Origin of the sequence: Enterococcus hailinensis, from assembly GCF_045862035.1 — a bacterium.
Taxonomy (GTDB): Bacteria; Bacillota; Bacilli; order Lactobacillales; family Enterococcaceae; genus Enterococcus_A; species Enterococcus_A hailinensis.
Genome location: NZ_BAAFRV010000002.1, coordinates 169,235 through 195,101, shown reverse-complemented (window position 1 = coordinate 195,101; position 25,867 = coordinate 169,235). Strand labels below are relative to the sequence as shown.

At 36.3% G+C, this 25,867-nt stretch carries 30 protein-coding genes; 24 read left to right on the top strand and 6 right to left on the bottom strand.

Going from position 1 to position 25,867, the window contains the following annotated elements:
• The first annotated feature begins 48 nt into the window (after positions 1-48).
• The 5 genes from rbsK (at position 49) to ACKTSC_RS02720 (ending at position 3,144) form a co-directional block, all read left to right on the top strand.
• Positions 49-975, top strand: a complete 927-nt coding sequence (rbsK, locus tag ACKTSC_RS02740; RefSeq protein WP_407856752.1) for a ribokinase — start codon at positions 49-51, stop codon at positions 973-975.
• Positions 972-1,367, top strand: coding sequence for a D-ribose pyranase (gene rbsD / locus ACKTSC_RS02735; RefSeq protein WP_407856751.1), 396 nt, complete (start codon positions 972-974; stop codon positions 1,365-1,367). Before rbsK ends, rbsD begins: the two co-directional genes overlap by 4 nt.
• Positions 1,368-1,396: 29 nt before the next feature.
• A complete protein-coding gene (rbsU, locus tag ACKTSC_RS02730) occupies positions 1,397-2,284 on the top strand; it encodes a ribose/proton symporter RbsU (protein WP_332579905.1) in 888 nt (295 codons plus the stop codon).
• 94 nt (positions 2,285-2,378) lie between these two features.
• A complete protein-coding gene (locus ACKTSC_RS02725; RefSeq protein ID WP_407855117.1) occupies positions 2,379-2,780 on the top strand; it encodes a hypothetical protein in 402 nt (133 codons plus the stop codon).
• A gap of 61 nt (positions 2,781-2,841) precedes the next feature.
• The gene (locus ACKTSC_RS02720) at positions 2,842-3,144 is read left to right on the top strand and encodes a hypothetical protein (RefSeq protein WP_407856750.1); all 303 of its coding nucleotides are present in this window, start codon (positions 2,842-2,844) and stop codon (positions 3,142-3,144) included.
• A 42-nt stretch (positions 3,145-3,186) separates the two neighbouring features.
• On the opposite strand, the gene ACKTSC_RS02715 is transcribed toward ACKTSC_RS02720, so the two are convergent.
• Positions 3,187-4,362 carry a NupC/NupG family nucleoside CNT transporter gene (locus ACKTSC_RS02715; RefSeq protein ID WP_407856749.1) on the bottom strand — a complete coding sequence of 392 codons (1,176 nt, stop codon included), beginning with the start codon at positions 4,360-4,362 and terminating at the stop codon, positions 3,187-3,189.
• A gap of 276 nt (positions 4,363-4,638) precedes the next feature.
• Between ACKTSC_RS02715 and ACKTSC_RS02710 the strand changes: the two genes are divergently transcribed.
• From ACKTSC_RS02710 to ACKTSC_RS02700, 3 genes are all read left to right on the top strand, one after another.
• Positions 4,639-5,280: a GntR family transcriptional regulator gene (locus tag ACKTSC_RS02710; RefSeq protein WP_407855115.1), complete on the top strand. Its 642-nt coding sequence runs from the start codon at positions 4,639-4,641 to the stop codon at positions 5,278-5,280.
• Positions 5,281-5,475: 195 nt separating this feature from the next.
• Positions 5,476-6,681, top strand: coding sequence for a quaternary amine ABC transporter ATP-binding protein (locus tag ACKTSC_RS02705; protein ID WP_407855114.1), 1,206 nt, complete (start codon positions 5,476-5,478; stop codon positions 6,679-6,681).
• On the top strand, positions 6,674-8,398 hold the full coding sequence (locus ACKTSC_RS02700) for an ABC transporter permease/substrate binding protein (RefSeq protein WP_332579899.1): 1,725 nt from the start codon (positions 6,674-6,676) through the stop codon (positions 8,396-8,398). Before ACKTSC_RS02705 ends, ACKTSC_RS02700 begins: the two co-directional genes overlap by 8 nt.
• 71 nt (positions 8,399-8,469) lie before the next feature.
• Here the strand turns inward: ACKTSC_RS02700 and proC are convergent, their stop codons facing one another.
• A complete protein-coding gene (gene proC, locus ACKTSC_RS02695; protein ID WP_407855112.1) occupies positions 8,470-9,285 on the bottom strand; it encodes a pyrroline-5-carboxylate reductase in 816 nt (271 codons plus the stop codon).
• A 146-nt stretch (positions 9,286-9,431) separates the two neighbouring features.
• On the opposite strand from proC, the gene ACKTSC_RS02690 reads away from it, so the two are divergent.
• From ACKTSC_RS02690 to ACKTSC_RS02660, 7 genes are all read left to right on the top strand, one after another.
• Entirely contained in the window at positions 9,432-10,382 is a 951-nt protein-coding gene (locus ACKTSC_RS02690; protein ID WP_407856778.1) for a helix-turn-helix domain-containing protein, read from the top strand.
• Positions 10,383-10,384: 2 nt separating this feature from the next.
• A complete protein-coding gene (locus ACKTSC_RS02685) occupies positions 10,385-10,696 on the top strand; it encodes a hypothetical protein (RefSeq protein WP_332579896.1) in 312 nt (103 codons plus the stop codon).
• 304 nt (positions 10,697-11,000) lie between these two features.
• Positions 11,001-11,417 (top strand): hypothetical protein, encoded by a 417-nt coding sequence (locus tag ACKTSC_RS02680; RefSeq protein WP_407856748.1) that lies wholly within the window; start codon positions 11,001-11,003, stop codon positions 11,415-11,417.
• Positions 11,374-12,564: a WD40/YVTN/BNR-like repeat-containing protein gene (locus ACKTSC_RS02675; protein WP_407856747.1), complete on the top strand. Its 1,191-nt coding sequence runs from the start codon at positions 11,374-11,376 to the stop codon at positions 12,562-12,564. The genes ACKTSC_RS02680 and ACKTSC_RS02675 overlap by 44 nt, the downstream gene beginning before the upstream one ends.
• A 106-nt stretch (positions 12,565-12,670) precedes the next feature.
• Complete coding sequence (locus ACKTSC_RS02670) at positions 12,671-13,324, top strand: HI_0552 family protein (protein WP_407856746.1); 654 nt, start codon at positions 12,671-12,673, stop codon at positions 13,322-13,324.
• A gap of 85 nt (positions 13,325-13,409) precedes the next feature.
• Positions 13,410-13,640: a DUF1858 domain-containing protein gene (locus tag ACKTSC_RS02665; RefSeq protein WP_332579893.1), complete on the top strand. Its 231-nt coding sequence runs from the start codon at positions 13,410-13,412 to the stop codon at positions 13,638-13,640.
• Positions 13,640-14,968: a DUF438 domain-containing protein gene (locus ACKTSC_RS02660; protein ID WP_332579892.1), complete on the top strand. Its 1,329-nt coding sequence runs from the start codon at positions 13,640-13,642 to the stop codon at positions 14,966-14,968. Before ACKTSC_RS02665 ends, ACKTSC_RS02660 begins: the two co-directional genes overlap by 1 nt.
• 71 nt (positions 14,969-15,039) lie before the next feature.
• On the opposite strand, the gene ACKTSC_RS02655 is transcribed toward ACKTSC_RS02660, so the two are convergent.
• On the bottom strand, positions 15,040-15,618 hold the full coding sequence (locus ACKTSC_RS02655) for a hypothetical protein (protein WP_407856745.1): 579 nt from the start codon (positions 15,616-15,618) through the stop codon (positions 15,040-15,042).
• A gap of 326 nt (positions 15,619-15,944) precedes the next feature.
• On the opposite strand from ACKTSC_RS02655, the gene ACKTSC_RS02650 reads away from it, so the two are divergent.
• The 3 genes from ACKTSC_RS02650 (at position 15,945) to ACKTSC_RS02640 (ending at position 18,284) form a co-directional block, all read left to right on the top strand.
• Positions 15,945-16,364 (top strand): MarR family winged helix-turn-helix transcriptional regulator, encoded by a 420-nt coding sequence (locus ACKTSC_RS02650; RefSeq protein WP_332579890.1) that lies wholly within the window; start codon positions 15,945-15,947, stop codon positions 16,362-16,364.
• A gap of 80 nt (positions 16,365-16,444) precedes the next feature.
• The gene (locus ACKTSC_RS02645; protein ID WP_407856744.1) at positions 16,445-17,821 is read left to right on the top strand and encodes an MATE family efflux transporter; all 1,377 of its coding nucleotides are present in this window, start codon (positions 16,445-16,447) and stop codon (positions 17,819-17,821) included.
• 82 nt (positions 17,822-17,903) lie between these two features.
• Complete coding sequence (locus tag ACKTSC_RS02640) at positions 17,904-18,284, top strand: MmcQ/YjbR family DNA-binding protein (protein ID WP_407856743.1); 381 nt, start codon at positions 17,904-17,906, stop codon at positions 18,282-18,284.
• A gap of 34 nt (positions 18,285-18,318) precedes the next feature.
• Here ACKTSC_RS02640 and ACKTSC_RS02635 read toward each other — a convergent pair whose 3' ends face one another.
• Positions 18,319-18,597, bottom strand: coding sequence for a hypothetical protein (locus ACKTSC_RS02635; RefSeq protein ID WP_332579888.1), 279 nt, complete (start codon positions 18,595-18,597; stop codon positions 18,319-18,321).
• 172 nt (positions 18,598-18,769) lie between these two features.
• Here ACKTSC_RS02635 and ACKTSC_RS02630 point away from each other — a divergent pair, with 172 nt between their 5' ends.
• Both ACKTSC_RS02630 and ACKTSC_RS02625 read left to right on the top strand, forming a co-directional pair.
• A complete protein-coding gene (locus ACKTSC_RS02630; protein ID WP_407856777.1) occupies positions 18,770-19,609 on the top strand; it encodes an aldo/keto reductase in 840 nt (279 codons plus the stop codon).
• Between the two features lie 149 nt (positions 19,610-19,758).
• Positions 19,759-20,073, top strand: coding sequence for a hypothetical protein (locus tag ACKTSC_RS02625; RefSeq protein WP_407856742.1), 315 nt, complete (start codon positions 19,759-19,761; stop codon positions 20,071-20,073).
• 36 nt (positions 20,074-20,109) lie between these two features.
• On the opposite strand, the gene ACKTSC_RS02620 is transcribed toward ACKTSC_RS02625, so the two are convergent.
• The gene (locus ACKTSC_RS02620) at positions 20,110-20,325 is read right to left on the bottom strand and encodes a zinc ribbon domain-containing protein (RefSeq protein WP_332579886.1); all 216 of its coding nucleotides are present in this window, start codon (positions 20,323-20,325) and stop codon (positions 20,110-20,112) included.
• Between the two features lie 165 nt (positions 20,326-20,490).
• Here ACKTSC_RS02620 and ACKTSC_RS02615 point away from each other — a divergent pair, with 165 nt between their 5' ends.
• On the top strand, positions 20,491-21,792 hold the full coding sequence (locus ACKTSC_RS02615) for a putative DNA modification/repair radical SAM protein (RefSeq protein WP_407856741.1): 1,302 nt from the start codon (positions 20,491-20,493) through the stop codon (positions 21,790-21,792).
• A complete protein-coding gene (locus ACKTSC_RS02610; RefSeq protein ID WP_407856740.1) occupies positions 21,792-22,547 on the top strand; it encodes a TIGR03915 family putative DNA repair protein in 756 nt (251 codons plus the stop codon). Before ACKTSC_RS02615 ends, ACKTSC_RS02610 begins: the two co-directional genes overlap by 1 nt.
• Here ACKTSC_RS02610 and ACKTSC_RS02605 read toward each other — a convergent pair.
• On the bottom strand, positions 22,528-22,899 hold the full coding sequence (locus ACKTSC_RS02605; protein WP_407856739.1) for a TIGR02328 family protein: 372 nt from the start codon (positions 22,897-22,899) through the stop codon (positions 22,528-22,530). The genes ACKTSC_RS02610 and ACKTSC_RS02605 overlap by 20 nt on opposite strands.
• A 137-nt stretch (positions 22,900-23,036) precedes the next feature.
• On the opposite strand from ACKTSC_RS02605, the gene ACKTSC_RS02600 reads away from it, so the two are divergent.
• Together ACKTSC_RS02600 and ACKTSC_RS02595 are read left to right on the top strand one after the other, a co-directional pair.
• Positions 23,037-23,993, top strand: a complete 957-nt coding sequence (locus ACKTSC_RS02600) for a cation diffusion facilitator family transporter (RefSeq protein WP_332579882.1) — start codon at positions 23,037-23,039, stop codon at positions 23,991-23,993.
• A gap of 51 nt (positions 23,994-24,044) precedes the next feature.
• Positions 24,045-25,844, top strand: a complete 1,800-nt coding sequence (locus ACKTSC_RS02595) for a glycerophosphoryl diester phosphodiesterase membrane domain-containing protein (RefSeq protein ID WP_407856738.1) — start codon at positions 24,045-24,047, stop codon at positions 25,842-25,844.
• Positions 25,845-25,867: the final 23 nt, after the last annotated feature.

Below are 25,867 nucleotides of genomic sequence, written 5' to 3'. Positions count from 1 at the left end.
AAAATAGTAACCGCTTAATTTTAAAGAAAACGAAATGGAGTGACTAAAATGAATACGATTACAATTATTGGTAGTATCAACTTGGACCGCACGATTCGTGTAAAACAGATGCCTAAACCAGGTGAGACAATGCATACTAAAGAAATTTTTTCAGCTGGTGGTGGTAAAGGTGCGAATCAAGCAGTTGCAGCGAAGCGTTCAGAAGCTAAAACTAATTTTATTGGTGCGATTGGAAACGATGAAGCCGGTGAAATGATGCATCAACTTCTTTCAGAAGAAGGAATCGATCTTTCAGGCGTTCAAACTCTTGAAAAACAAGCAACTGGACAAGCGTATATCATAGTAGATGATCAAGGTGAAAATAGTATTATGATTCACGCGGGTGCCAACAATGCTTTCACCCCTGAGCAAGTTCAAGCAAATGCCGATGTAATCAAAGCAAGTGATTTTGTAGTAGCACAATTTGAAAGTACTTTAGCAAGTACTGTAGAGGCGTTTAAAATTGCTCGTGAAGCTGGGGTAAAAACAATTTTGAATCCAGCACCTGCATTAGAAAAAGTTCCTGCTGAATTATTAGCCGTTACAGATATGGTCGTACCAAACGAAACAGAAACAGAAATATTAACTGGGATCAAAGTAACAGATGAAGCAAGTTTAAAAGCTGCCGCTGATTCACTACATCAGTTAGGAATTGAAGCAGTAATTATTACCATCGGCAGTAAGGGCGCATTTTATGATGTGAATGGCCGTAGTGGTATTATTCCCGCGTTTAAAGTAAATGCTGTTGATACAACGGCTGCAGGGGACACTTTTATCGGTGCAATGAGCAGTGTATTAGAAAAAGATTTCAGTAATTTAGAAGAAGCCATCAAATACGGGAACAAAGCATCTTCTATCACCGTCCAACGTTTTGGTGCGCAACCATCGATCCCTTATAAAAATGAATTGGATGAAAGAAAGGAAGTAGCAAAATGAAAAAAGGTAAAGTAATTAATTCAGATATTTCACGAGTAATCGCTCAAATGGGTCACTTTGATCAACTAAGTATTGGCGATGCTGGCATGCCAGTACCTGCTACAACAGAAAAAATTGATTTGGCGGTCGATAATGGTATTCCTAGTTTCATGGCCGTATTAAATAATGTACTAGAAGAATTAGAAGTCCAACACATTTATTTAGCTGAAGAAATAAAAACTGAAAATCCAGAGATGTTGAAACAAATCAAAGAACGTCTACCTGAGATGCCGATTACCTTTATCCCACATACAGATATGAAAGCTGCTTTACATGATAGCAAAGCATTTATTCGTACTGGTGAAATGACCCCTTATGCTAATATCTTATTAGAAAGCGGCGTCGTCTTTTAATTTTTTAAAACTCAAGGAGGAAGTATTATATGAATGCAACGGCAATTTTAATTGGATTAGGTCCATTATTAGGTTGGGGGCTTTTTCCAACTATTGCTTCTAAAATCGGTGGCCGGCCAGTTAATCAAATTTTAGGATCTACTTTAGGAACTCTAATCTTCGCTATCGTATTTGCGTTAGTGAATGGGATGAGTTTTCCCACAGGAATGGATTTATTCTTTTCAATTCTTTCAGGGATTGGTTGGGCAACTGCACAAATCATTACATTCCAATCATTTACATTGGTAGGATCATCAAGAGCAATGCCGATCACCACTGCTTTTCAGTTGTTAGGGGCATCCTTATGGGGCGTTTTGGCACTTGGCAACTGGCCTGGAGCTACTGCTAAATTAATCGGAGCTTTTGCTTTGGTATTGATCATCTTAGGTGCTTGGATGACTGTTTGGTCAGAAGAAAAGACACAAGAAAAAGCTAGTGTACTAAAAAAAGCAGTAATCTTATTAGCTTTTGGTGAAATTGGTTATTGGGCATATTCAGCCGCACCTCAAGCTACAAGCATTGACGGCATGCATGCCTTTTTACCGCAAGCAATTGGGATGGTCATTGTTGCTGTGGTTTATTCTGTGATTTTGACAGTGAAAGATAAAGAAAAATCACCTTTCGCAGAAGTTGTATCATATAAACATATTTTCTCAGGTTTCTTCTTTGCTTTTGCAGCATTGACATACTTGATCTCAGCTCAACCTGATATGAACGGATTAGCTACTGGCTTTATCTTGTCGCAAACGTCAGTTGTCTTAGCCACATTGACTGGAATTTGGTTCTTAGGACAAAAGAAAACCAAAAAAGAAATGACGATTACTATCATCGGATTAGTTTTGATATTAGTTGCCGCAACAATGACAGTCATGATATAAAAAAAACGCCAATCGGCGTTTTTTTTATTGAAATACTTTATTCGAAGGAATTATTAGTTGAGTGCTATAATTGCATCAGAAAAGGGGCGAATTTATGAAATTAACGATTTCATTAGATCTTTTAGAAGAGGCATTTTATTATGTGTCTCCTACAAAAACAGTATCTACCGTACCATTAGTGTACCTAACGTTCACAGCCGAGAAAGCTCAAATAGCTTATACGACAGATAATGAAGCAAAATTGGCACGTAAAGTTGAACGTTCATTTAAAGCGGCTTTCCATGAAATTTTGCAAGCAAATCAAACGTATCGCAGTGAGTTAGATCAGGATCAATTATTAGCCACACAAGATCATCTAATGAAACAAGGACAATTGATTGATTCAATCGTGATGGCGATCAAAGAATATCCTGAATTACAGTTGATTCGGGTTGAACTAGCGGGGAGTTGGCCACTGTATCAAACGCCCGCAGGTCATTTAGATTTAGCCGAGTAAGCGTGTTAGTTTTGGAAATACTTCAGAGATGGTACAGTTAAAAGGAAAGGGTGATGAAAAAATGGATATGATATTTTTTGAAGGACAAGCGGTCTTTTTAGAAGACTACAAAAAAGTCGCAAAGAATCAAACGATTGATGAACAACAAGTAATCTCTGAAGTGATGGATCAATTGAATCAACCAACACCAAATGATGAATTGTACTACATTTTACCTGGCGGCCAAACTACTAAAGGTCATGCCGTTCGTTTCCCATTTCGTAAAGAATTAATGGCGACTGATAACGAAGCGACTGTTTCCAAACAGTATTTCTATCAAGGCTCTCCTTATGAGTACGAAATCTACGAGGATGAACAATTATAAAAATAAAAAAGACGTGAAAGATTTTTCTTTCACGTCTTTTTATTAAAAAATAAGACCAGTGATAATGGCGCTTAAAAAGCTGACTAAACTAGCACTTAAAAGAATTTTTAGTCCATGTTTTGCAACTAAATTTCCTTTTTCTTCATTCAGACCTTTCATAGCACCTGAGATGATCCCAATGGAAGAAAAGTTAGCAAATGAGACTAAGAAGACAGAAACAATTGCTGTGGTACGTGTTGAAAAATGCCAAGTACCTTTAGATAATTCAGTCATGGCAACGAACTCATTCGTCACCAGTTTTGTTGCCATCAAGCTGCCGGCATGAACAGCTTCTTTCCAAGGTATACCTGTCAAAAAGGCTAGCGGAGCAAAAATATAGCCTAAAATTTCTTGGAATGTTAAACCAGTTATTTTCGCAAAAATAAAGTTGATCATCGCGATCAAAGCAACGAAACCGATCAACATCGCTGCTACTGTAATTGCTACTTGGAAGCCATCCAAAATATATTCGCCCAACATTTGGAAGAAGGTTTGATTTTTATCTTCTTCAATAACTAATTCATCGTTTTCTAATTGGTAAGGATTAACGATTGAGGCAATGATAAATCCACCAAATAAATTAAGTACGAGTGCCGTAATAACATAGCGCGGTTGGATCAATGCCATATAAGAACCAACAATCGACATTGACACCGTCGACATGGCTGAGATACTCATTGTTGTTAAACGTTTTTCAGAGATAGTAGGCAATTCTTTTTTGACCGAAATAAATACTTCAGACTGACCTAAAATAGCAGAAGCAATCCCATTGTAAGATTCTAATTTTCCCATGCCGTTGATTTTACTTAAGATGATCCCCACGCCTTTCATGAAGAGCGGTAGGATTTTGATATAACGTAGAATCCCAATAATTGCTGAAATAAATACGATTGGCATCAAGACATTTAAGAAGAACGGGAAGCTGCCTTTATTAGCGATCCCTCCAAAGACAAAATCAACTCCTGATCCAGCAAAGCTTAATAGTGCGTCGAAGACATTTGCCAAACCACCAACGATTTTTGTTCCTACAGAAGTTCGCAGTAAAATAAATCCTAATAAAAATTGCAAGACGAGCATCACTAAAAGTGGTGTATAACGAATCTTTTTACGATCATTACTAATCAAAAAACTTAATGCTAAAACGAGAACTAAACCAATAATACCGATTAAAAAATGCAAATAATCACTCCTATTTTTTATTTTTAGAATGGCTTTTCAATGAATTAAAAATAAGTATCTTTATCTCAATATGAGCTGCCATAAAAAATAATCTGAATTAGTCTAGCTTTTTTTTTGATAAAAAGCGATAAAAAAATATCAGAAAAATGCTTATATGAATAAATTCTAAAAGCGAAAGCACTAACAACTTCATTTAAATCTCCACAGAATGATTACAGCTTTTCTAAAAAAAATATGCTATGCTAAAAATGAATTTTGAGGAAAAGAGGCTTTGTGATGGAAGGCGAAAATAAAAAACACGTCATGCTTCCACGATACCAGCAAATAGCGGTAGAAATAGCAGAACGCATCGCAGACCAGCGTTATAAAGTAGGCGAAAAAATCCATGCACGCTCAACGTTGGCGAGTAATTTTAATGTTTCTCCCGAGACAGCGCGCAAAGCGATCAATGTCTTAGTTGATCTTGAAATTATGGAAGTTCGGCATGGCAGTGGTGCATATGTACTTTCAAGAGAAAAAGCTCGTGCATACTTTGAACAATATCAAGATGTGCAATCAGTTCAAGAAATCAAAAATGATATTCAAGAAAGTATTAATAATCAGCGCCAAGAACTAGATGCTATGAGTAAATTGTTGAATCAATTATTGGCTCAAACGAAACGGGTCCATAATGCAGCTCCGTTCGTTCCCTATGAATTGACTTTAACGAAAGCTGCTGCACATTTAGAAAGTACCGTTAATGATTTAAATATCTGGCATGAGACAGGGGCGACGATCATTGCAATTCAACAAAAAGAAGAATTGTTACTTTCACCAGGACCCTATGCCAAGATTTGTGCTGGAGATACGTTGTTTTTTGTCGGAAATGAATTAGGCTTGCAACGGATGCAACATTTATTTTATCCCAATGATTTGTAAAAAACAGACCATCACGATGGTCTGTTTTTTTGTTTGAATAGACAGATTATCTTTTTTTGCAGAAAATTTTCATCATCTTTTTTGACAAAGTGACCACATGATGTTAGTGTTGTATGGTCACTTTTATAAAAATAATTGTTTTGTTTCTTTTAATAAACGAAATGAACTATAAACAGAAAATAAGGAGGATATCTTTTGAGTAAAGTTAAGGTAGAGCATCTAACTAAAATTTTTGGTAAGAAGCAGCAACAAGCCCTTGAAATGATTCAAGAGAATCGCAGTAAAAATGAAATCGTAGAAAAAACGGGTGCAACTGTTGGGGTTTATGATGCAAGTTTTGAAGTCAACGAAGGTGAAATATTTGTCATTATGGGTCTTTCTGGTAGTGGAAAATCGACTATGATTCGTTTGTTGAATCGTTTGATTGATCCGACTTCAGGGGAGATCTACATCGATGGTGAAGATATCGCTAAGATGGATAAAGAAGCTTTGCGTGAAGTACGCCGCCATAAAATCAATATGGTTTTTCAAAATTTTGGTTTATTTCCTCATCGTACAGTTTTAGAAAATACGGAATATGGACTTGAAGTACGAGGCGTACCAAAAGCTGAACGTCAAGCGAAGGCTGAACAAGCCTTAGATAATTCAGGACTATTAACGTTTAAAGACCAATATCCAAATCAATTATCCGGTGGAATGCAACAGCGGGTCGGTTTAGCGCGAGCACTAGCAAATGACCCAGAAATCTTATTGATGGATGAAGCTTTTTCAGCCTTAGATCCACTAATTCGTCGGGAAATGCAAGATGAATTATTAGATTTACAATCTAACGTCCAAAAAACGATCATTTTTATCACACATGATTTGAATGAAGCGTTGCGCATCGGCGATCGAATTGCTCTGATGAAAGATGGACAGATCATGCAGATCGGTACGGGAGAAGAAATTTTGACTCATCCGGCCAACCAATACGTTCGTGACTTTGTCGAAGATGTCGATCGTTCGAAAGTATTGACTGCACAAAATATCATGGTACCGGCCTTCACGACTAATATTGAAGTCGACGGACCAAATGTAGCGTTAAATCGAATGCGTAAAGAAGAAGTCAGCATGTTATTAGCTGTTGATCGCAAACGAAAATTAAAAGGTAGTTTAACTGCAGAAAAAGCTTTGGAAGCTCGTAAAAATAATCTAACACTTAAAGAAGTGATCGATAAGAATGTTCGTCGAATTCCTAAAGATATGTTAGTCACTGATATCTTTAATTTGATTTTTGATTCACCGGCACCACTTGCTGTAGTTGAAGACGATCGCTTAGTGGGGGTTGTCATCCGCGGAAGTGTCTTAGAAGCTTTAGCAGATACAGACATCGAAACAGGAGAGGTGAATGCAAATGTCTAATATTTTACAACAAGCCTTGCCCGTCGCTGATTGGGTCGAAGGATTTACAGAATGGCTGACCAGTACTTTTGCAGGATTGTTTTCAGTCTTACAGCATAGCGGCCAATTTTTGATGGATGGAATGACTAGTATATTAACGATGATTCCACCATTACTATTTATTCTAGTATTAACAGTCATTGCCTTTTTTATCTCGAATAAAAAATGGGGACTAACGAGTTTTACGTTAATTGGTTTATTGTTTATTTATAATCAGGGATTGTGGACAGACTTGATGAGTACTATTACATTAGTCGTTCTATCAAGTTTATTGTCAATCATCATTGGTGTACCGTTGGGAATCTTGATGGCTAAAAATGAAACAGCCAAAAAAATTATCACTCCCATTTTGGATTTCATGCAAACTATGCCTGGATTCGTATATCTGATTCCGGCTGTTGCGTTCTTCGGTATCGGAATGGTACCAGGGGTTTTTGCCTCAGTAATCTTTGCCTTGCCGCCAACCGTCCGATTTACAAATTTAGGGATTCGTCAAATTCCTAAAGAATTGGTCGAAGCGTCTGATTCATTTGGCGGAACAGGTAAACAAAAATTATTTAAATTAGAATTGCCATTAGCTAAGAGTACGATTTTAGCAGGGATCAATCAAACCACGATGTTGGCATTATCAATGGTAGTCATCGCTTCAATGATCGGCGCACCTGGTTTGGGTCGTGGCGTGCTTTCTGCCTTGCAACGAGCTCAAGTGGGGAATGGCTTCGTTAATGGTTTGGCATTAGTTATTTTAGCGATCATTATCGATCGTTTCACTCAAAATTTGAATAAACCTAAACAACAAGCAAGTCAAAAAATGCCAAAAGCGAAGAAGAAAAAAATAGGAATCGCAGCAGGCATTATAGCTGTGATCGTAGTTGTCGCTTCTTTTGGTTTTGGCGGAGCAGCTGAAAAAAATAAAGGAACAATCAATCTTACTTATGTTGAATGGGATACAGAAGTTGCATCTACCCATGTAGTGGGGGAAGTTTTAAAAGAGATGGGCTATAAAGTCAATATGACACCATTAGATAATGCAATCATGTGGGAATCGGTAGCTAAAGGTGAATCCGATGCGATGGTAGCGGCATGGTTGCCAAATACACATCAAGCTCAGTATGCACAATACAAAGATCAAGTCGATGATTTAGGTGTCAACTTAAAAGGCGCTAAAGTCGGCCTTGTTGTACCGGATTACATGGATGTCAATTCAATCGAAGATCTATCTGATCAAGCAAAGAAAACCATTACTGGTATTGAACCAGGAGCAGGTGTTGTGAATGCGGCAGAAAATACACTTAAAGCGTATCCTAATCTAGCTGACTGGAAAGTCTCAACTTCTTCATCTGGGGCAATGACGATTGCATTAGGTCAAGCCATTAAAAAGAAAGAACCAATCGTTATCACTGGTTGGTCTCCGCATTGGATGTTTGCTAAATATGGTTTAAAATATTTAGAAGATCCAAAGGGAGCAATGGGTTCTGAAGAATCGATCCATACAATGGCACGCAAAGGCTTAGAAAAAGAGCAGCCTGAAGCTTATAAAGTCTTAGATAAATTCCATTGGAACCAAAAAGATATGGAAAGCGTCATGTTAGCAATCAATGAAGGGAAAGATCCTTCCCAAGCTGCAAAAGACTGGATCAAAGACCACCAAAATGAAGTCGAAGAATGGAAAAAATAAGATAAAATAAAGCACCCTTTCAAAGTGGAACGAAGAGATTCGTCCATCTTTGAAGGGTGTTTTTTATCTGGCTAATCTTTTTTATTCAATTCCTGATCTTTTTGAATCGTGGCGTCAATTCCTTTAATAACGGTTGAGATAAAGGCATTGTTTTCTAATTCAACGATTCCAGCAACTGTTGTACCGCCAGGTGAGCTGACTCGATCGATCAAAGTCCAAGGATTTTCTTGGCTGTCAGCCAACGTTTCAGCGCTACCTAAGATTGCTTGAGTCGCAATTTCTAAGGCTAAGTCTTTTGGCATCCCATTCTTCACAGCGGCCCGAGCAATCGAATCGATAAACAAGAAGGTATAGGCAGGCGAGCTACCGGCAATTGCAGTGAAGATCGAAAAATATTTTTCTTCTAACGGCCACGCTTTTCCGACAGCATTGAACAGATCAACAATCGTCTTTAAGTCCTTTTCTGAAGCATACTCGTTTTTGCAAACAGCTGCTGCACCAGATCCTACCATAGCATTCATATTCGGCATTACACGAATAATTCGAACGGCTTCGCTAGTTTGAAAGTTCTCATAAAGTGTTTCCGTACTTGTTCCAGCAGCGATGGAAACGATCAAAGGCTGAGTTTCCAAGATGGTTTTTTTAGCAGCTAATAATACTTCTTGAACAATATTGGGTTTAACCGCTAAGATGACGGTATCAACTTTTTGGATCAATGCTTGTAAATCAGCTACTGCTTGAATTTCTTTCTGTTTAGCAAAAGATTGAGCTTTTTCGATTGAAATATCGTATAAATAGATATCTTGTGGGTGACTAAAATGTTGTTGAAGGATTCCTTCAATAATTGCGCTAGCCATATTACCAGCCCCGATAAATCCAATTTTCATAATCGTTCTTCCTCCTAAAGGTGTCTAAATCAAATGTAAATAAATATAAGAAATGATACAATCAATAGATAGATTATAGTTTTATCTGCTATATTTTAAAATAGTTTTGCTAAAGTAAAAAGTGTCTGATTTTAAGGGGAGAAAGAATTAGCATTAGTACAGATCAATCTGCAGCCTTTTATCAATTTTTAGCTAACCTGGATTGTTATCTAACGCATCAATATCAGCTGGATGATGAAGTCCAATATTTTTCAGAGAATTCACAACGAGAGATCGCTGCGTTTGTTACCAGAAAAATGACTGGAAAAATAGTAGTTAGAAAAGGATTTATTCGTCTTTTATATGTGATTAAAGGGGAAATAACCTATCAGCTCAATGATAAAAAAAGCACTTTATTAGCTCAAGGGATGATTGTCACAAACGGAGATACCAGCTTTTCTTACGTTAGTTCAACTACAACAGAAGTAGTCATTTTTTATTTTAAACCAAACTATTTTAGTGCTTCATTATTGAGTCAATTTGTGGAGGAACCTTTACTGTATCGTTTTTTTGTGGATGCATTGAGCCAAGATTTTAGTGGAATCAGCCGATATTTAGTTTACGATTTTTCTAACCAAGTCGATCTTCATTTTTATCTGTTATTACTATTGAAACAAGTAGTAAAAATGGCTTATTTTAATAATAAAGTGACTAAAGCCGCTTTTGTTTTACTGATCGTTGAGATGAGCCAAGTAGAATATCAAAGTCTGATTGATAAGGATCTTTTTATTTCAAATCAGCAACTAGCAAAAGAATTAGTAGCATATATCGATTTACGTTTAGAACAAGTCACATTGGACGAACTCGCGGATAAGTTTCATTTTCATCCCAATTATTTATCTAGCTTACTTAAAGAGAAGACGGGGAAAACTTTTACGGAATGGGTCTTGATCCAACGAATTGAACGATGTAAAAACTATTTGATTCAGACCGATTTAACGGTACAAGCAATTATTGAACGTCTCGGTTATAAAGACAAAGCTTTTTTTTATCGTAGATTCAAACAAGTTGAAGGTATGACACCTCGACAATATCGTACCCTGAGAGAGGATGATTAAATATGTACGAAGATATCTTTGCTGACGTTCACCTGACCGTCGTAGAACAACCAATTGAATGGAAAGGCAACTTGCCTTTTTATCGAGGACATCTGAAAGAACTACCCTTTATTACGGGAGAAGGCACCTCAAAAAAAGTGCTGTATCGACAATTGGCAGAGCAATACCAAGAGTATGCTGCCTTGAATTTAGTTGAAGAAAAAGAAGAGGAAATGACTTCCTCTTTATTAACTGCAGATCAATTATTGAAATATTATGATGGTGAAACATTTGATGGATTTTCTTTAAGAGATTTACTAAAAGAAGACGAATAACTATAAGTGATTGATGAGTAAAAATCCTAAATGTCGATGGAAAAATTGAGCAGAACTCTATAGCACTAGTACATAGGTTGAGGATATTTCCCTTAGATATTTTCCCTATCATAGCGGTCTATTGTGTACGGACTAATGGCGACTATACAGGGATCATTTATATTTTTAAAGGTTTTCGTTAATATTAATAGATGAAGATCTAGAAATTTTCTAGGTCTTTTTTTTAAATCTTCATAATAAAGCTAGCTATCGGACTTTTTATGCAGGATAATAACGACAATCATTTATTTGCTAGGAGAATTTTATGGATCAAGAATTATTGATTATTGAGTTACTTTCTGCAGCAGAACCGATCTATAAACAAACAAAACAAAATCGGTATAAAAACTTGCTGACTGCTTTCTTGTTTTTAATCTTAACAACTGTTCTATTTTTTGGAATTGGAACGTTTGTGTATCAACATCTGCAGATTCGAGTCCGTTCGATTGATACTGGATATTGGTTACGGGGATTTTATCATCTTTCTTTTGTATTAGGGACCGTTGGTACAGCAATAATAGGCTTCTTTTTTTTAGCCAATCTTTTTCAAGGAATCCGAATTCGCTATAATTTTCAACGTTTTTTAGAACGGATGGTACAAAAGGCCAGTCGCTATCCGATTATTTATCAAGATAACAATGCCTATTACCTATTATTTAGCAGAAAAAAATGGCCGACCTAAAATTAAATTAGCGAAATCAGATTGTGTTGAATTAGCAACAACTTTTGATGAAGCTATAATTTATATGGGGATAAAGCAGGTAGGATTTGGTTTTATTACGTTGCAGTTGTTTGTTTTGGATGCTGAGCCAGCAAAAATGCCGGTGACTTTCCCCAATCAACGGGGACTAGATTCGAAATGGCTGATTGCATTACTGGCCATTGTTTTTATTAGTGCTGTCGGCGTTTTTATCCATGACGGTTTAAATCATCATCGTAATTTGAATGACACATCTAGTTCGATTTCAAGCAACACATCTTCTAGTACTCAGCAAACAACAAACCAATCTGATCTATTAGAACAACAAGGCAAGGCTCCAACTACTAAAACAGATCAAACAAATCAGTTGAAGTTAAACCAGCAAACGAACGAGTTGTATATGACGACGGATAGTGGGAATTCGTGGATTTTTGTCCCATTAAAACCAGACTGGTTACGAACAGGTAGTTATACATTAACGTCTGGAGAGATACCAATCGGTTATTGGATGGACAAGTCGTATAATATTTCTGCTGATTTTTCGTGGTTTATTTATTCTGATGACGACCAAAATCTATATTTTTTAACGTCTAAAAATAATGGGAAAACGTGGGATAAAGCATTAATCTCTAATTCTGCACAACGTATCCGTTATCGAAAAGCTCAATTTTTTGCAGATGGGAGCGGTATACTTGTATACTCAACGATGTCACCAGAAATGTCTTCAGAAGCTTTAGAAATCTATCAAACCAATGATTACGGAAAAACTTGGTCTAAAGGAAACGGAACTATGATCAATCAACCAGTTCAAAATGTCAGTTTTGTTAACTCAACGTTAGCATTTGTTTCTACACGTGAGAAATTGTATTACACAAATAATAGCGGCAGTTCATTTAAAGAAGCCGTTGTTACGATTCCAACAGAATACGCGACTGGAGGATTAGACTTGTTTCAATCACCAAATGAAGTGACCCAAGTTAGTTCTAATCAATTAGAAACTAAGTTTTATCTAGTAAAGACAAGTGGCATCGATCAAGGAAAAATGTTCGCTTGTTTATACCAGTCTTCTGATAACGGAGAAACTTGGCAATTCTCAGAACAGTTGTCACAGGTAGAGAATTCAGATTGAAAATTTTTATAAAAAGACGTTGCTCAGTGGAGGAGTAACGCCTTTTTTTGTTTGAATAACGAATAAAGAATACGTACAATAGGGACGGATAGAAAGAAGGTTGATTATGGAATTGTTGGAAAGTGACTTTCAAGTCCTTGATCGAGAGAGCTATGCGTTTAAACAATTAAAAGAGCAATATACTGGTGAAGAGCTGGATCAAATAAAACAAGTCTACAAAGAGCATTGGCAAAAGTGGAAAAAATTACAATTAGTAGTTGCACAATCATTACCCAAGGATCTTCGGATGGAAAAACCGAAAATCGAGAGTTGGACGAATGGGTGGAATTTAAGAAATCATTTTTGGAGTGCCTACCGAGACCCTCAGCACCCGAATCAAAATGCATGTTTAGCAATTTTATTAAACAAAAAACAAATTCAGATTTATCTGATGTTTCAACATTATAAAAGTGACGAACGCCCAGGAAGTTTGATTCGCTATAATGAATTACTGGAACAAATCAAAGAATGGAGTACTACAATTACGGTAGATGATTATTATATTTGGCCGCAAGTAGAACATGAACTAACAGATCATTTATCATTAAAAGAATTTTTAGCAGATCCTGAGCAACCATCAAAGCTGGAACAATCTTTGGAAGGTCGTAGCTTTCAATTAGGTAAATTATTCTTTAAAACAAACACGCCCCCAGCGATTGAAGAAATAATTAGTCAAACACTTCAAGAATTAGTGCCATTATATAATGCCTTAAATAAATAAATTCACAAAATTATCAATTCTTATATGTAAATAGCTATAAATCAAGCGTATAATTAATGCACATTCTAGTAAAGGAGCATTTCCTATGAAGGAGTTAGATCTATCTAAATCTTTATTTGAATTAGTTTTGTTATATCCCGAACTCAAGGATTTAATGTATAAATTGGGTTTTAAAGAAATTTCGAAACCTGGAATGCTACAAACGGCAGGCCGCTATGTCACGATTCCTAAAGGGGCACAGATGAAGCACATTCCAATGGAGCAAATTATTGAAACATTTAAAGCTCAAGGTTTCACGATAAAAGGAGAAAATTAATGGACCAAACTAAAAAACAACGCCAAGAAAGAATTGTTGAAATTTTAACTTTGCTTCATCAAGGCGGTTCTTTTGAAGAAGCTAAAAATCTATTTAATCAAGAATTTGAAGGAGTCGATGTTACAGAAATTACTGCCGCTGAAAAAGCATTAATCCAGGGTGGATTGAATCCACAGGAAATTCAAAAGTTATGTAACATCCATGCAGCAGTTTTTAAGGGGTCAATTAATGACATTCATCATTCAAATCTAGAACATGAACAGCCAGGGCATCCGATTCATACGTTAAAATTAGAGAACCAAGTGTTGCAATCACTGATTACTGATGAAATTGATGGATTATTGAGTAAAATGAAAGCAGGTGATTGGTCTCATAAAGAGCGCCTCTTACATGCATTGACTGACTTGCAACAGATTGATAAACATTATGTTCGTAAAGAGACCCTTATCTTCTCATACATGGAAAAATATGGAATATCTGCTCCTCCAAAAGTTATGTGGGGAGTTGATGATGATATCCGTGAGCAAATAAAAGTATTGATTCAACTGGTCAATTCTCCCAAAGTTGCTTACAATCCTATCGAAGAAAAGTGGACAGTTGCTAAGACGGAAATCGAAGAAATGATTTTTAAAGAAGAAGAAATCATGACTCCGATGACATTAGATGTTTTTAGCCTCAGAGATTGGGAAAAAATTGCTGGAGATAGCTTTGATATCGGTTTTGCTTTCATTCCGGATCCTTTGCCTTGGAAAGCAAGTAAAGAGGCTTTTGAAAAAGAAAAAGAACGTGAACCTGCTCGCCAATTAGCGATCAAGCAAGCGAAAGAAACGACTGATGGGATCGCTGCAGGTCTTGCAGCAGGAACAGTTCCTCCAGTAGAGGAACACTTTGAGTGGGAAGAACAATCTTCCAATGAAATGATTGTTTTGCCAACAGGTACAATGAAAATGGAAGAAATAATCGCATTGTTCCAAGTCTTGCCAGTTGATCTGACCTTTGTTGATAAAGATGATCGAGTTCGCTTTTTCTCAGAAGGAAAAGAACGCGTCTTCCCTCGAACCAAATCAGTGATCGGCCGTGAAGTTGTAAATTGTCATCCACCCAAAAGCATGCATATGGTTCAGCAAATTTTAGATGATTTTCGTTCTGGAGCTCGTTCAGAAGCTGATTTTTGGATCGATTTGCGAGGTAAAAAAGTTTATATCCGTTATTTTGCATTGAAAAATGAAGTTGGAGAATATCTAGGTTGTTTAGAAGTGACACAAGATATTACTGCAATTCAAGCAATCAAAGGTCAGAATCGTTTGTTAGAAGGACAGACAAGGTAATTTAATTAAAATAAAAAGAGCGAAGAGATTCGCTCTTTTTTAGATAGGTAGTATAAGCATCATTTTTTATATTAGTAACATTTTGAGCAAGCTGTCAGCCCACGTGCTTGGGCTTCTTCCAAAGTAGCTGGAGTGTAGGTACCATTTCCACATTTATGCGTATGATATTTGCTGCCAGTAGCCGTAACATAGACGGTTTGACCTTGTGTGGGCTCTGCAACTACTTGAGTTGCTTGTTGTTGATTTTGTTGTGCTTGAATTCCAGCTGCTTGTTTTGAAGCAGCTGTTTCTTGAGCTATTCGTTGCTCTTCGGATAATTTAGCTGCTTGTTGTTCTTCCAAAATTCGTTTTTCTTCTGCAGCTTTAGCTTCTTCTTCCTTTCGCTGTTGTTCTTCTTCTGCTTTTAAAGCCGCTACTTTTGCTTCTTCTTTATCCTTTTTAGCAGTTTCATCCGCTTGTTTATCTTTTTCAAAAGATTCAACTGTTTTTTCTAAAGAAGAGACGGTAGTATTTAGCTCTTCATTAGACAGTTTCAGTGACTCAATCGTTTTTGACTGACTACTGATCGTTTCTGACGAGTCATTACCACTACACCCTGTGACGAACAGACCTAAAGTTAATACCATTCCTAATTTGATAAATTTTTTCATTCTATATCCTCCCAATTTTCAGCACTTAAATGTTATACCAACAAACTTTTAAAGCGCTTTTATAATTAGATGATACTATAAAATTAATTATGATAATGTAAAAAAAAGAATAAATGATACTATAACATGCTTAATTTAATTTAAAAGTAATTAAGTACTTTTTTCTAATTTATTGTAAGTTAAATTTGGCGTATCAAAGTTTAGTAATTCTATTGTTAGAAATCTAAATATTAGAAATTAAGTATTTTTTATTGACATTCTTTTGTCTAGCGTGTATATTCTTTTCGAACAGTTAGGTATCTAACATTTAGCAAGGAGGGATTTTTATGGAAAGAATGGTTGTTTCAAGTTTACTACGTTCGATCATGTATAAATCACGTGAATCAATGAGCCAACGTGTCAAAGATATGGATGTCAGCCCTCAACAAGGCCGAATGATTTCTTATATTGCGCAATATGAAGAAAAAGGTTTGATTCAAAATGATTTAGCTAAGGCTTTCCAACGCCGGAGCGCTAGCATTACGAGTATGCTGCAAGGGTTAGAAAAAAAAGGCTATATTGAGCGCCGCATTCCTGCTGATAATGAACGACAAAAAAATATCTATGCACTCCCTAAAGGTAAAGCATTAGTCGATGAAACCAATCAGGCGTTTTATGATTCTGAAAAAGAATTGGTACATGCATTATCGGAGGAAGAAAAACAGCAACTTATCACCTTGTTAAAAAAAATTGACGATAGTCTCTAAGTAGCAAACAGGAGTAGTCTGTTTGCGGCTAAATAGTTAGAATTCTAATATTTATAAATCTAATAAAAGAAGGAATTATCATGGAAGAATTTGAAACAAACGAATCAAATATTTATTACTTAAAAGAAAGTCCAATCCGAAAGGCAATCGCTCATCTATCGATCCCGATGATGGTAGGAATCTCAGCGACAACTATTTATAATTTGATCAATGCGTATTTCATCGGATTGATCCATGATACGAATATGATGTCAGCTATTACATTAGCCATGCCGATCACGATTATTTTGATGGCTGTCGGAAATGTTTTTGGTGTTGGTGGCGGAACATTTATCACACGTTTACTTGGGAGCGGGGATAAAGAAAAAGGTAAAAAAGTTGCGGGTTACTCTTTTTATATGAGTATTATCGCTGGAATCATTATTGCTATTTTAGCAATGATTTTTATGACGCCTTTTGTCCACTTGCTTGGAGCAGATGGTCAAACGTTAATTTATACTAAACAATATTCAACAATTTTATTTGCGGGCGGATTTGGTATGATTTTGAACTTTGGTTTAGAACAATTGGTTCGTTCAGAAGGAGCTTCAAAAGAATCAATGTATGGCATGTTTATCAGTGTTGCGGTCAGCATTATTTTAGACGCTTTATTGATCTTAGTATTTAACTTGCATGTCATCGGAGCTGGTATCTCATTGGTTCTTGCTAATTTAGCAGCTACTGCATATTATGTTTGGTTTTTAGAAACAAAAAGTGAGTCTTTGAAAGGGTTTCTAAAGCATTTTCGGATTTCAATCAAAGATCAATTAGAAGTTTACAAAATTGGTATCTCTGAAATCTTCAAATCAGCATTTATGATTGTCACTACCTTATTACTAAATAATTTCTCTGTTGAATATGGCGATAACGTAGTAGCCAGTTTTGGAATCGCCGTTCGGATTACGCAATTACCAGAATTTTTGACTATGGGTCTATTTTTAGGTGCAATGCCATTATTTGCCTATAGTTTCTCAGCGCATAACACGAAACGATTAAAAGAAGCGTTGAGAGAAGTTTCATTATGGATCGGTGGAATTTCTATTCTCTTTGCACTGATCGTTTATGTTTTTCGGGTGCCTGTTTTAGGATTATTTACAAGTGATCCAAGAGTCATCCAAGTCGGATTGACGATTTTAGCTGCACAATTGATTTCATCCGTCTTTAATGGTTTTTCTGGCTTATTTACTGGGATCTTCCAAGCTTCAGGTTTTGGAGCCCAAACCGGTGTAATGTCAACGATCCAAGGAACTTTCTTCATTCCAGTTGTTTTATTGTTACATCATTTTTATGGATTAGATGGTTTGATCTGGTCAATGACTATCACCGAAGGCATCGCTTTTGTAGCGGGAGCAGTTATGATGGTCCCTTACTTGAACAAACTAAATAAAGATGAATTACCTGCGATGCAAGAACAATAAAAAAGTAGAACCAGCCGCCTTGGCTGGTTCTTTATTTAGCGGATAAGGTATAATCAAAAGAAAATCAGAAAAAGGTGATTCGATGGAATCTACGGATATTCAACAGCGAATCAAAAAATTTAAAGCATTTGGAGAATCTTTGACTGGCGCGACCGTTTATTTTCGATCAGATTGGGATGTCTTTTACTTTGATTTACAAGGAAAAATGTTTGGTCTGATGAATCATCAAGCTGAAAACCAAGCAATGATCACACTAAAAAATTTGCCAATAGTAAATGAGGAGCTTCGCGAAATGTATCCTGAGACCATCTTACCGGGATATCATACAAATAAAAATCATTGGAACTCAATCAAGTTGGCTAGTTTAGACTTAGATGATGAAGCAATTCAGTTTTTGATTCAACGGTCGTATCAATTGGTCTATCAAAAATTAACGAAGAAACAACAAGCTGATATTCACTAAAAAAGCTGTTGGAAAAATCCAACAGCTTTTTTTCTTAGTTCTTTTTTTCTGACCAATGTAGTGCTAAAAAATAACCGGTGATTCCCATGCCGATGAAGAAACACGCAGCATCAAAACTATTGAATTCAGGATTGATCAAGGCATAGATTATGACAACGATCAACCAATTGGTAACACCCCATAAAACGTTTGTCGGTGCTGAAGCCGGCTTTTTCCAAGGAACATCCCAACGTTCAGCAGTAATTCCTTTAGTAAAATGAGGAATTCCATTCGCAAAAATCATTCCTAATAAAATACAAATAATTGAATCCACTATAATCTTCTCCTCTATCTGGCTTTCATTGGTAGTATACCTGTTCCTAAGAGATTTTTCTGTAGATTTTAGAAATAATTTATCGATCAATTGAGCAGACTACTTAACAAGTCAAAGAACTTGGTGGTATGGTTGATAACGAAACAGGAAAAAATGAAGGAGGAATTTAATGATGAAAGCACCATTGATAACATTGAATGATGGTCACCATTTTCCAACGATTGGTCTAGGTACGTTCCAAATCCGTGGAGGGCAAGGAGTAGATCAAGTGTTGACTGCGATCCAAGACGGCTATCGTCTATTGGATACATCGACAAATTATGACAGTGAAGGAATCGTCGGAGAGGCTATCCGTCGCTCAGGAATTCCTCGTTCTGAATTTTTTGTAACAACAAAATTACCGGGCAAGTATCATCACTATGAGGATGCTTTGATGATGATCCAAGAATCTTTGTTCCGAATGGGACTAGATTATTTTGATTTATATTTGATCCATTGGCCATTACCTAAACGTGGGCTATACGTTGAAGCTTGGAAAGCACTAGTAACTGCTAAAAATCTTGGTTTGATCCGCTCAATCGGTGTATCGAATTTTGAACCAGAGCATTTAGATAAAATTATTGACGCAACGGGAGTTACACCTGCTGTCAATCAAATCGAAATCCATCCTTACTGGGTCCAAGAACGGATGCTAGCAGAAAATAAAAAGCGCGGAATCATTACGGAAGCATGGAGTCCTTTAGGCCGTGGAAGTGATGCGCTAAAAGAATCGACGATCACAGAATTGGCTGAAAAATATGGTAAGAATCCAGCTCAAATTATTTTGCGTTGGCATTACCAACGAGCAATCATCCCAATTCCTAAATCAAGAAACTTAGAACATCAACGAGATAATCTAGCTATTTTTGATTTTGAACTTACACCAGCTGAAATTGAAGCAATCAATAAATTAGAAAAACCAGATGGTCGAATAGATGGACAAGATCCAAATGAATATGAAGAGTTTGACTAAGAAAAAGACTGGAAATCAAAAATGATTTCCAGTCTTTTTTTATTATTTTTACGGTTAAAACAATAAAAATAATTTATTAATCTTTTTTATATAAAATTATTTCGGAGTATGGCATACTAAAAGTAACTAAATAAGTTATGGAGGATGCCGTGAAAAGAAAATATGGAATAATAATTTCTTTGATAGCCATAGTGCTAGTTTTCTTTTTGTTTATTCAAACAGGAAAGGTAGAAGATAATGAAACATCTGATTTTACAGAAGCATCATCAGTTGAACATCACTACGATTTTTTTACGAATAGAAATCTCAACGAATTGAATGCGGTAATCTACCCGAATTATTCAGAAATGAAAGCTGATTTAACAGAAGAAGCACCTTTTACTCACAAGACTACAAAAAAAGAATTTGTCGGCGGACGATCCGAGTCTGATGGTATTACTTGGACCGCTTATTTTGAAAAATAAACCAGCGTATCGCTAAAAAGATACGCTGGTTTTAGTTTAGCCGCCACCCATTAAGAAATCTAAGATATCCCAGCCATTAGAATTTTGGCTACGATAAAGTTCAGTATAGCCACAACGTGTACAGCTGATCGTTGTAAATTTTTTGTTTTGGACATCAAATATTTTGGCAAAATTTCCGCCAGTCGCTTGGAATTGATCCGAAACATAGTGTTGATTCCCACACTTATCACAAATGTATTGCTTTCTTTCCATCATTTTCCCTCCTTAAATGATTTGAACCAGTCATTGATTGAATTATAGCAATTTTATAGAAGGCAACATCCGTCTTTAGGAGTATCTCTTGAAATTATTTTTGACAGATCACTTTTTATCTGATTAAATAAGAACGTATGTTCGATTTGAGGAAGGCGGTTTCCAATGGAATTAGAAAGAAAAATTGAGATTTTAGCAGAAGCGGCCAAATACGATGTTTCTTGTTCCAGTAGCGGGGTAGAAAAAAATAAACGAACGGGGTCAATTGGAAGTACAAAGATTTCAGGTATCTGTCATTCATTTACGCCAGATGGTCGTTGCGTATCGCTTTTAAAATTATTATTTACGAATGCGTGTATTTTTGATTGTCATTACTGCATTAACCGTAAATCAAATGCGATTCCTCGAGCGACTTTTACGCCGCAAGAGGTTGCAGACTTGACGATTGATTTTTATCGTCGAAATTATATCGAAGGTTTATTTTTAAGTTCTGCCATTATTAAAAATCCTGATTATACGTGTGAACTACTAGTGAAAACACTAAAAATATTGCGCGAAGAAAAAGGATTTCGTGGCTATATCCATGTTAAAGCAATCCCCGGTGCTGATGAAACACTCATCGAAGAATTGGGCTTTTTAGCAGATCGAATGAGTGTGAATGTTGAATTACCATCAAAGGAAAGTTTAAAATTACTGGCTCCTGATAAAGATCCGTTTGATTTATATAAACCAATGAAACAAATTACAACAATAAAAAAAGAACAAGGATTACTGCCAACCATCCAACAGGGATCTAAGTTTGTTCCGGCTGGCCAATCAACACAGATGATTATTGGTGCTAGCCCGGAAAGTGATCGTTCGATCGTAAAAATATCAGAAAACTTGTATCAAAAGTATCAATTGAAACGGGTCTATTACTCTGCTTATATTCCTGTGAATCACGATAATTTATTACCAGCTGTAACAAGCGAGCCGCCGTTGTTACGAGAGCATCGCTTGTACCAAGCAGATTGGTTACTACGCTATTATAAATTTAGTGCAGATGAGATTTTATCAGAAGAAAAACCGAATTTTAATCTCTATTTAGATCCTAAAGCGAATTGGGCAGTTCAAAATTATCAGTTTTTTCCTGTCGATGTGCAAACGGCTAGTTATGATCAATTGCTGCGGGTACCAGGAATCGGTCCTAAAAGTGCACAAAATATTCTAAAAGCTCGTAAATATTATCGACTCCATCTAGTTGATTTAAAAAAATTAGGAATCGTTATCAAACGAGCACAGTATTTCATTACTTGTAATCAAGAAAGACCTTCAGGATTAATCAACAATCCCGAATGGGTCATTGCTTCTTTGATCTCTTCTAAACAATATGAAACATTAAAGCAATTCAATACGCAATCTATGTATGAGCAATTGACATTATTTGATGTGGAACGATTTGAGCATGCAAAAAAAGGAGGAGCATAATGGAAGAAACTCAGGCACAATGGGAATATGACGGCAGCTTTCTAGGTTTTTTGACAATTGTTGATCGAGGTTTTCGTGAAAAAAAATTTCCGGCTGTGATCGTATCAACGGGAAATTCTGTTGAAAATCTATTCTATTCAGAATGGATCAAAACAGACAAGGATCGGGGAACTAAAATCTATCATCGGTTAATCCAGCGACTTCGAACTGAAAATTATCAATTTATTCAACAAGGTTTTTATGCTTCCTTAGAAGGGAAAGAACGTTATTTGTTAGATGCCATTGAGATTGCTTTACAGACGACAGATTTATTGGAAAATCATTTGGGACACCCTTCGATCCTAGCTTTGCAGAAAAGTATCCGAGCCTTATTAAGTGAAACACATGCGTTTACCGGATTCGTTCGTTTTGAAGCAGTCGGGGCAGTGTTATTTAGCCAGATTAGTCCTAAAAATTATGTCTTACCCTATCTTTGTCCTCATTTTGCTGAACGTTATCCGCAAGAAAAAATCATGCTTTATGACACTACACATCGATTATTGGCTATGATCGATCACGGAAAGATTCATTTATTAGAACAAGCAACTTGTCCAGAGATAGCTCGTTCGCAGGAAGAACAAATAATAGAACAACAATGGAAAACTTTTTTGAAAGCTGTGACGATTAATGAAAGAACCGATTTGAAAAATCAAAGAAATCATTTGCCCCTCCGTTATCGTGAAAACATGACTGAATTCAAATTTCCGGCAAGATGATTCCTTTTTGGGCTAAGTTTAAGAGACATTCTTCTAAATAAGCCTCATCATGTTCAGGATAAAGTGGTGTAGTGATCGGTAAAACAGTGATTTGGGTCAAAGGTTCAAGGTGCTTACCGCGATAAAGTGGATCAAACCACAAAGGATCCGGAGAATAGCCTCGTCGAAGCATTTCTTCAAGGACCAATAAGTGAAATTGAAATAATTTGTAGTAGGGATGGGTAAAGACATAGTCAACGGTTGCGTGTTTTTTTCCCCAGCCTTTCCCTCTTAAAGCTGCGGCTTCGCGATGTTGACCCAATAACTGTTGGCGAGGTAAAAATGGGATCAGTTTTTCGTGCCAAAGACGCATGGTGGTTCCTCCAATCTGTATGTAACTAATTTTTTCATAAATATTATCTATTGACGAATGATTTGCTTGAGAGATTTACTTTCATGATTTATAAGATCTGTTTTATAATAGGAGTGATTAGGAAGCAGGTGAATGGAATGGAAGAGAAAAAAACAAAAGGATCGACCGCAGTAATTGCAGCTCTTTTTGCCAATATATTAGTAGCAGTCAGTAAATTTGTTGGTTTTATGATCAGTGGCAGTGCTGCTATGATGAATGAAAGTATTCATAGCGTGGTAGACTGCAGCAACCAAATCTTATTGTTGTTTGGTGATCGTCAAGCAGCGCGAGGGCAAAGTGAGTTGCATCAATTTGGTGAAGGTCGAGCAAAATATTTCTTCAGTACGATCGTTGCAACAATGTTGTTCTTTGGCGGTGGAGCTTTAGGTATCTGGGAAGCAGTCGAAAAATTATTTCATCCCAGTCATGAAGTAACTAACCCATTGATCGTATTGGGAATTTTAGTTTTTGGGATTTTGATTGAAGGGAGTTCTCTACGGGTCGCAGTCAAAGAAATCCATGAATTGAACACAGAAAATTTACCACTGTTTAAATTTTTGAAAGAAAGTCGCCACAGTGAGATCTTGATTATTTTTACAGAGGATTTTTGTGCCGTGATTGGTTTAGTATTAGCGATCATCGGAACATTATTAACAATGTTCACTGGAAATCCGGTCTTTGATGCATTGAGTGGTTTATTTATCGGGATGATGCTGTTATTTGCTTCGATCTTTTTAGCTCGTGAGTTTTATAGTCTCATCATTGGTGAAAGTGTATCTAAAGCGGACTTGGAAAAAATCAAAGATGCATTTAAACGAAATGAAGTCAAGAAAGTGATCGATATTAAAACAGTTCACTTAGGACCAACAGAGGTTATGATCGCAGCTAAGATCGATATCATAGACGCTTATGAAGGCGTCAGTTATGATGTAGTTAATGATATTGAGCGAGTCATCCGCAGAGCGTTACCAGATAAGAAAGCTTATATTTATATTGAAACGGACGAATTTGATCCAGAATATGATCAAAAACGACAAGTACAATCGGACACGTAATTTTTTGTGTCCGATTTTTATTCATCTACTTTTTGAAAGAAGGTGTTAACAATGTCTTCATTGCGCTTTTTCTTTACTTATTCACGTGAGTTTTTGCGCCATTGGGGCAGTTATATTTTATTAATTGTTGGAACCAATATCGTGTTAGAAATCATAGTGATCCCGATTTTTCAATTTTTGACGGCATTTATTTTAAAACGAGGCAATATTCCATATGTTTCCAATACGAATATTTTAACAATTTTAACTAAACATCCAGCGGTACTCATTGCTTTGCTGTTTTTATTAGCCTTGATTTTTGCCCTAGTATTTTTACAATTCACGTTTCAATTATTTGGTATACGAAGCATTCAAACGAAGAGCGAAGCTTCTTTATGGGAAGTATTGAAGCAATCAATTTATCAAATGCGAAAATTACGTCCAATGACGTTTGTATTCTTTCTGTTTTACTTTTTAATGATCTTACCGTTTGCTAATGCTATTTTTCGTACCCCACTTTTGAGTAAGGTAACGATCCCGGTGTTTATTATCGACTACTTAAACGAAAATATGTGGATTTCACTTTTGTTATCAGTTGTTTCACTTTTAGTTTGGTACGTAGGAGTTCGTTTGTTATTTGTGTTACCTCAAATGATTTTTTCAAATGAACGCCCTAAACAAGCAATTACTAAAAGTTTAGCATTAACGTATCGACGTTTTTGGCACTATGCGTGGCGTATTTTTATATTAACTCTTATTTTAACCGGTGTATCCTATATCGGTTATGGTATCAGCTACATTTTCCAATCTATTTTAGATTTATTTCCGCGCCCAATTCCAGCGGTTGGCGCGATGGTCACGTTGACCAGTATCCAATTTTTCAGCCAATTAATGTTAGCCTGGGCGACTGTTCTCTATTTCAGTATTTTAGTACAAAAGTTTCATCCTTTGATCATTAGCGGTGAGGGCCCTTTACAGATGATCCATCCTAGTTTTTGGACAAAATTGGCTGCGGGAATCGTCTGTATTATTTTGGGTGGTTCGCTTCTTTTCAATAATGTTCTGTATCTGGCAGGAGTAGGAGAATCAGAACCGTTAACGATTTCCCATCGAGGGGTAGATAATGGAAATGGTGTTCAAAACACGATTCCAGCGATGGCCGCTACGATTAAAGAAAAGCCTGATTATATCGAAATGGACATTCAAGAAACCAAAGATCACCAGTTTGTAGTGATGCATGATATCAATTTGAAAAAATTAACTGGGGTCAATAAGACGACTCATGATCTAACCCTAGCTGAATTACAAGATTTATATGCGACTGAGAATGGTCATGTAGCGTCTGTCGCCAGTTTTGATGATTATGTGGCCTTTGCAAACCGCCATCAGCAAAAATTATTAATTGAGATCAAGGTCACTTCAGCAGATTCCAAAGAGATGATTGATAATTTCATCACCAAGTATCAATCAATGATTTTAGAATATCATCATAAGATTCATTCATTAGATTATGATGTTGTAAAAGAATTAAAAGAAAAGGCGCCTAAGTTGTATGTCAGTTATGTATTGCCGTATAATTTAGTATTCCCACAAACTCCAGCGAACGCCTATACGATGGAAGAGACGACACTGACGAGTAATTTTATCCAACAGGCTCATCAAGAGCATAAAGGTGTTTATGCTTGGACGGTCAATAGTAGAGATGGCATGGATCGAATGATTGCGTTGAATGTTAATGGCATCGTGACGGACAATTTAAAAATGCTGAAAGAAGAAATCAGTATTTATGAGCAAAAACCATCTTATGCAAAACGAATTGAAATCTATATCAACCGTTTACCGGCACTAAATGCTAGGAGTAGCGAAAATTAATATCGTACTTCAAAGATTCATTA

What these genes read in the sequence shown, in the direction of transcription:
- rbsK (WP_407856752.1), top strand. Translation starts at nt 49, where the DNA reads ATGAATACGATTACAATTATTGGTAGTATCAACTTGGACCGCACGATT.
- rbsD (WP_407856751.1), top strand. Translation starts at nt 972, where the DNA reads ATGAAAAAAGGTAAAGTAATTAATTCAGATATTTCACGAGTAATCGCT.
- rbsU (WP_332579905.1), top strand. Translation starts at nt 1,397, where the DNA reads ATGAATGCAACGGCAATTTTAATTGGATTAGGTCCATTATTAGGTTGG.
- ACKTSC_RS02725 (WP_407855117.1), top strand. Translation starts at nt 2,379, where the DNA reads ATGAAATTAACGATTTCATTAGATCTTTTAGAAGAGGCATTTTATTAT.
- ACKTSC_RS02720 (WP_407856750.1), top strand. Translation starts at nt 2,842, where the DNA reads ATGGATATGATATTTTTTGAAGGACAAGCGGTCTTTTTAGAAGACTAC.
- ACKTSC_RS02710 (WP_407855115.1), top strand. Translation starts at nt 4,639, where the DNA reads ATGGAAGGCGAAAATAAAAAACACGTCATGCTTCCACGATACCAGCAA.
- ACKTSC_RS02700 (WP_332579899.1), top strand. Translation starts at nt 6,674, where the DNA reads ATGTCTAATATTTTACAACAAGCCTTGCCCGTCGCTGATTGGGTCGAA.
- proC (WP_407855112.1), bottom strand. Translation starts at nt 9,285, where the DNA reads ATGAAAATTGGATTTATCGGGGCTGGTAATATGGCTAGCGCAATTATT.
- ACKTSC_RS02685 (WP_332579896.1), top strand. Translation starts at nt 10,385, where the DNA reads ATGTACGAAGATATCTTTGCTGACGTTCACCTGACCGTCGTAGAACAA.
- ACKTSC_RS02680 (WP_407856748.1), top strand. Translation starts at nt 11,001, where the DNA reads ATGGATCAAGAATTATTGATTATTGAGTTACTTTCTGCAGCAGAACCG.
- ACKTSC_RS02675 (WP_407856747.1), top strand. Translation starts at nt 11,374, where the DNA reads ATGCCTATTACCTATTATTTAGCAGAAAAAAATGGCCGACCTAAAATT.
- ACKTSC_RS02670 (WP_407856746.1), top strand. Translation starts at nt 12,671, where the DNA reads ATGGAATTGTTGGAAAGTGACTTTCAAGTCCTTGATCGAGAGAGCTAT.
- ACKTSC_RS02665 (WP_332579893.1), top strand. Translation starts at nt 13,410, where the DNA reads ATGAAGGAGTTAGATCTATCTAAATCTTTATTTGAATTAGTTTTGTTA.
- ACKTSC_RS02660 (WP_332579892.1), top strand. Translation starts at nt 13,640, where the DNA reads ATGGACCAAACTAAAAAACAACGCCAAGAAAGAATTGTTGAAATTTTA.
- ACKTSC_RS02655 (WP_407856745.1), bottom strand. Translation starts at nt 15,618, where the DNA reads ATGAAAAAATTTATCAAATTAGGAATGGTATTAACTTTAGGTCTGTTC.
- ACKTSC_RS02650 (WP_332579890.1), top strand. Translation starts at nt 15,945, where the DNA reads ATGGAAAGAATGGTTGTTTCAAGTTTACTACGTTCGATCATGTATAAA.
- ACKTSC_RS02645 (WP_407856744.1), top strand. Translation starts at nt 16,445, where the DNA reads ATGGAAGAATTTGAAACAAACGAATCAAATATTTATTACTTAAAAGAA.
- ACKTSC_RS02640 (WP_407856743.1), top strand. Translation starts at nt 17,904, where the DNA reads ATGGAATCTACGGATATTCAACAGCGAATCAAAAAATTTAAAGCATTT.
- ACKTSC_RS02630 (WP_407856777.1), top strand. Translation starts at nt 18,770, where the DNA reads ATGAAAGCACCATTGATAACATTGAATGATGGTCACCATTTTCCAACG.
- ACKTSC_RS02620 (WP_332579886.1), bottom strand. Translation starts at nt 20,325, where the DNA reads ATGGAAAGAAAGCAATACATTTGTGATAAGTGTGGGAATCAACACTAT.
- ACKTSC_RS02615 (WP_407856741.1), top strand. Translation starts at nt 20,491, where the DNA reads ATGGAATTAGAAAGAAAAATTGAGATTTTAGCAGAAGCGGCCAAATAC.
- ACKTSC_RS02610 (WP_407856740.1), top strand. Translation starts at nt 21,792, where the DNA reads ATGGAAGAAACTCAGGCACAATGGGAATATGACGGCAGCTTTCTAGGT.
- ACKTSC_RS02605 (WP_407856739.1), bottom strand. Translation starts at nt 22,899, where the DNA reads ATGCGTCTTTGGCACGAAAAACTGATCCCATTTTTACCTCGCCAACAG.
- ACKTSC_RS02600 (WP_332579882.1), top strand. Translation starts at nt 23,037, where the DNA reads ATGGAAGAGAAAAAAACAAAAGGATCGACCGCAGTAATTGCAGCTCTT.
- ACKTSC_RS02595 (WP_407856738.1), top strand. Translation starts at nt 24,045, where the DNA reads ATGTCTTCATTGCGCTTTTTCTTTACTTATTCACGTGAGTTTTTGCGC.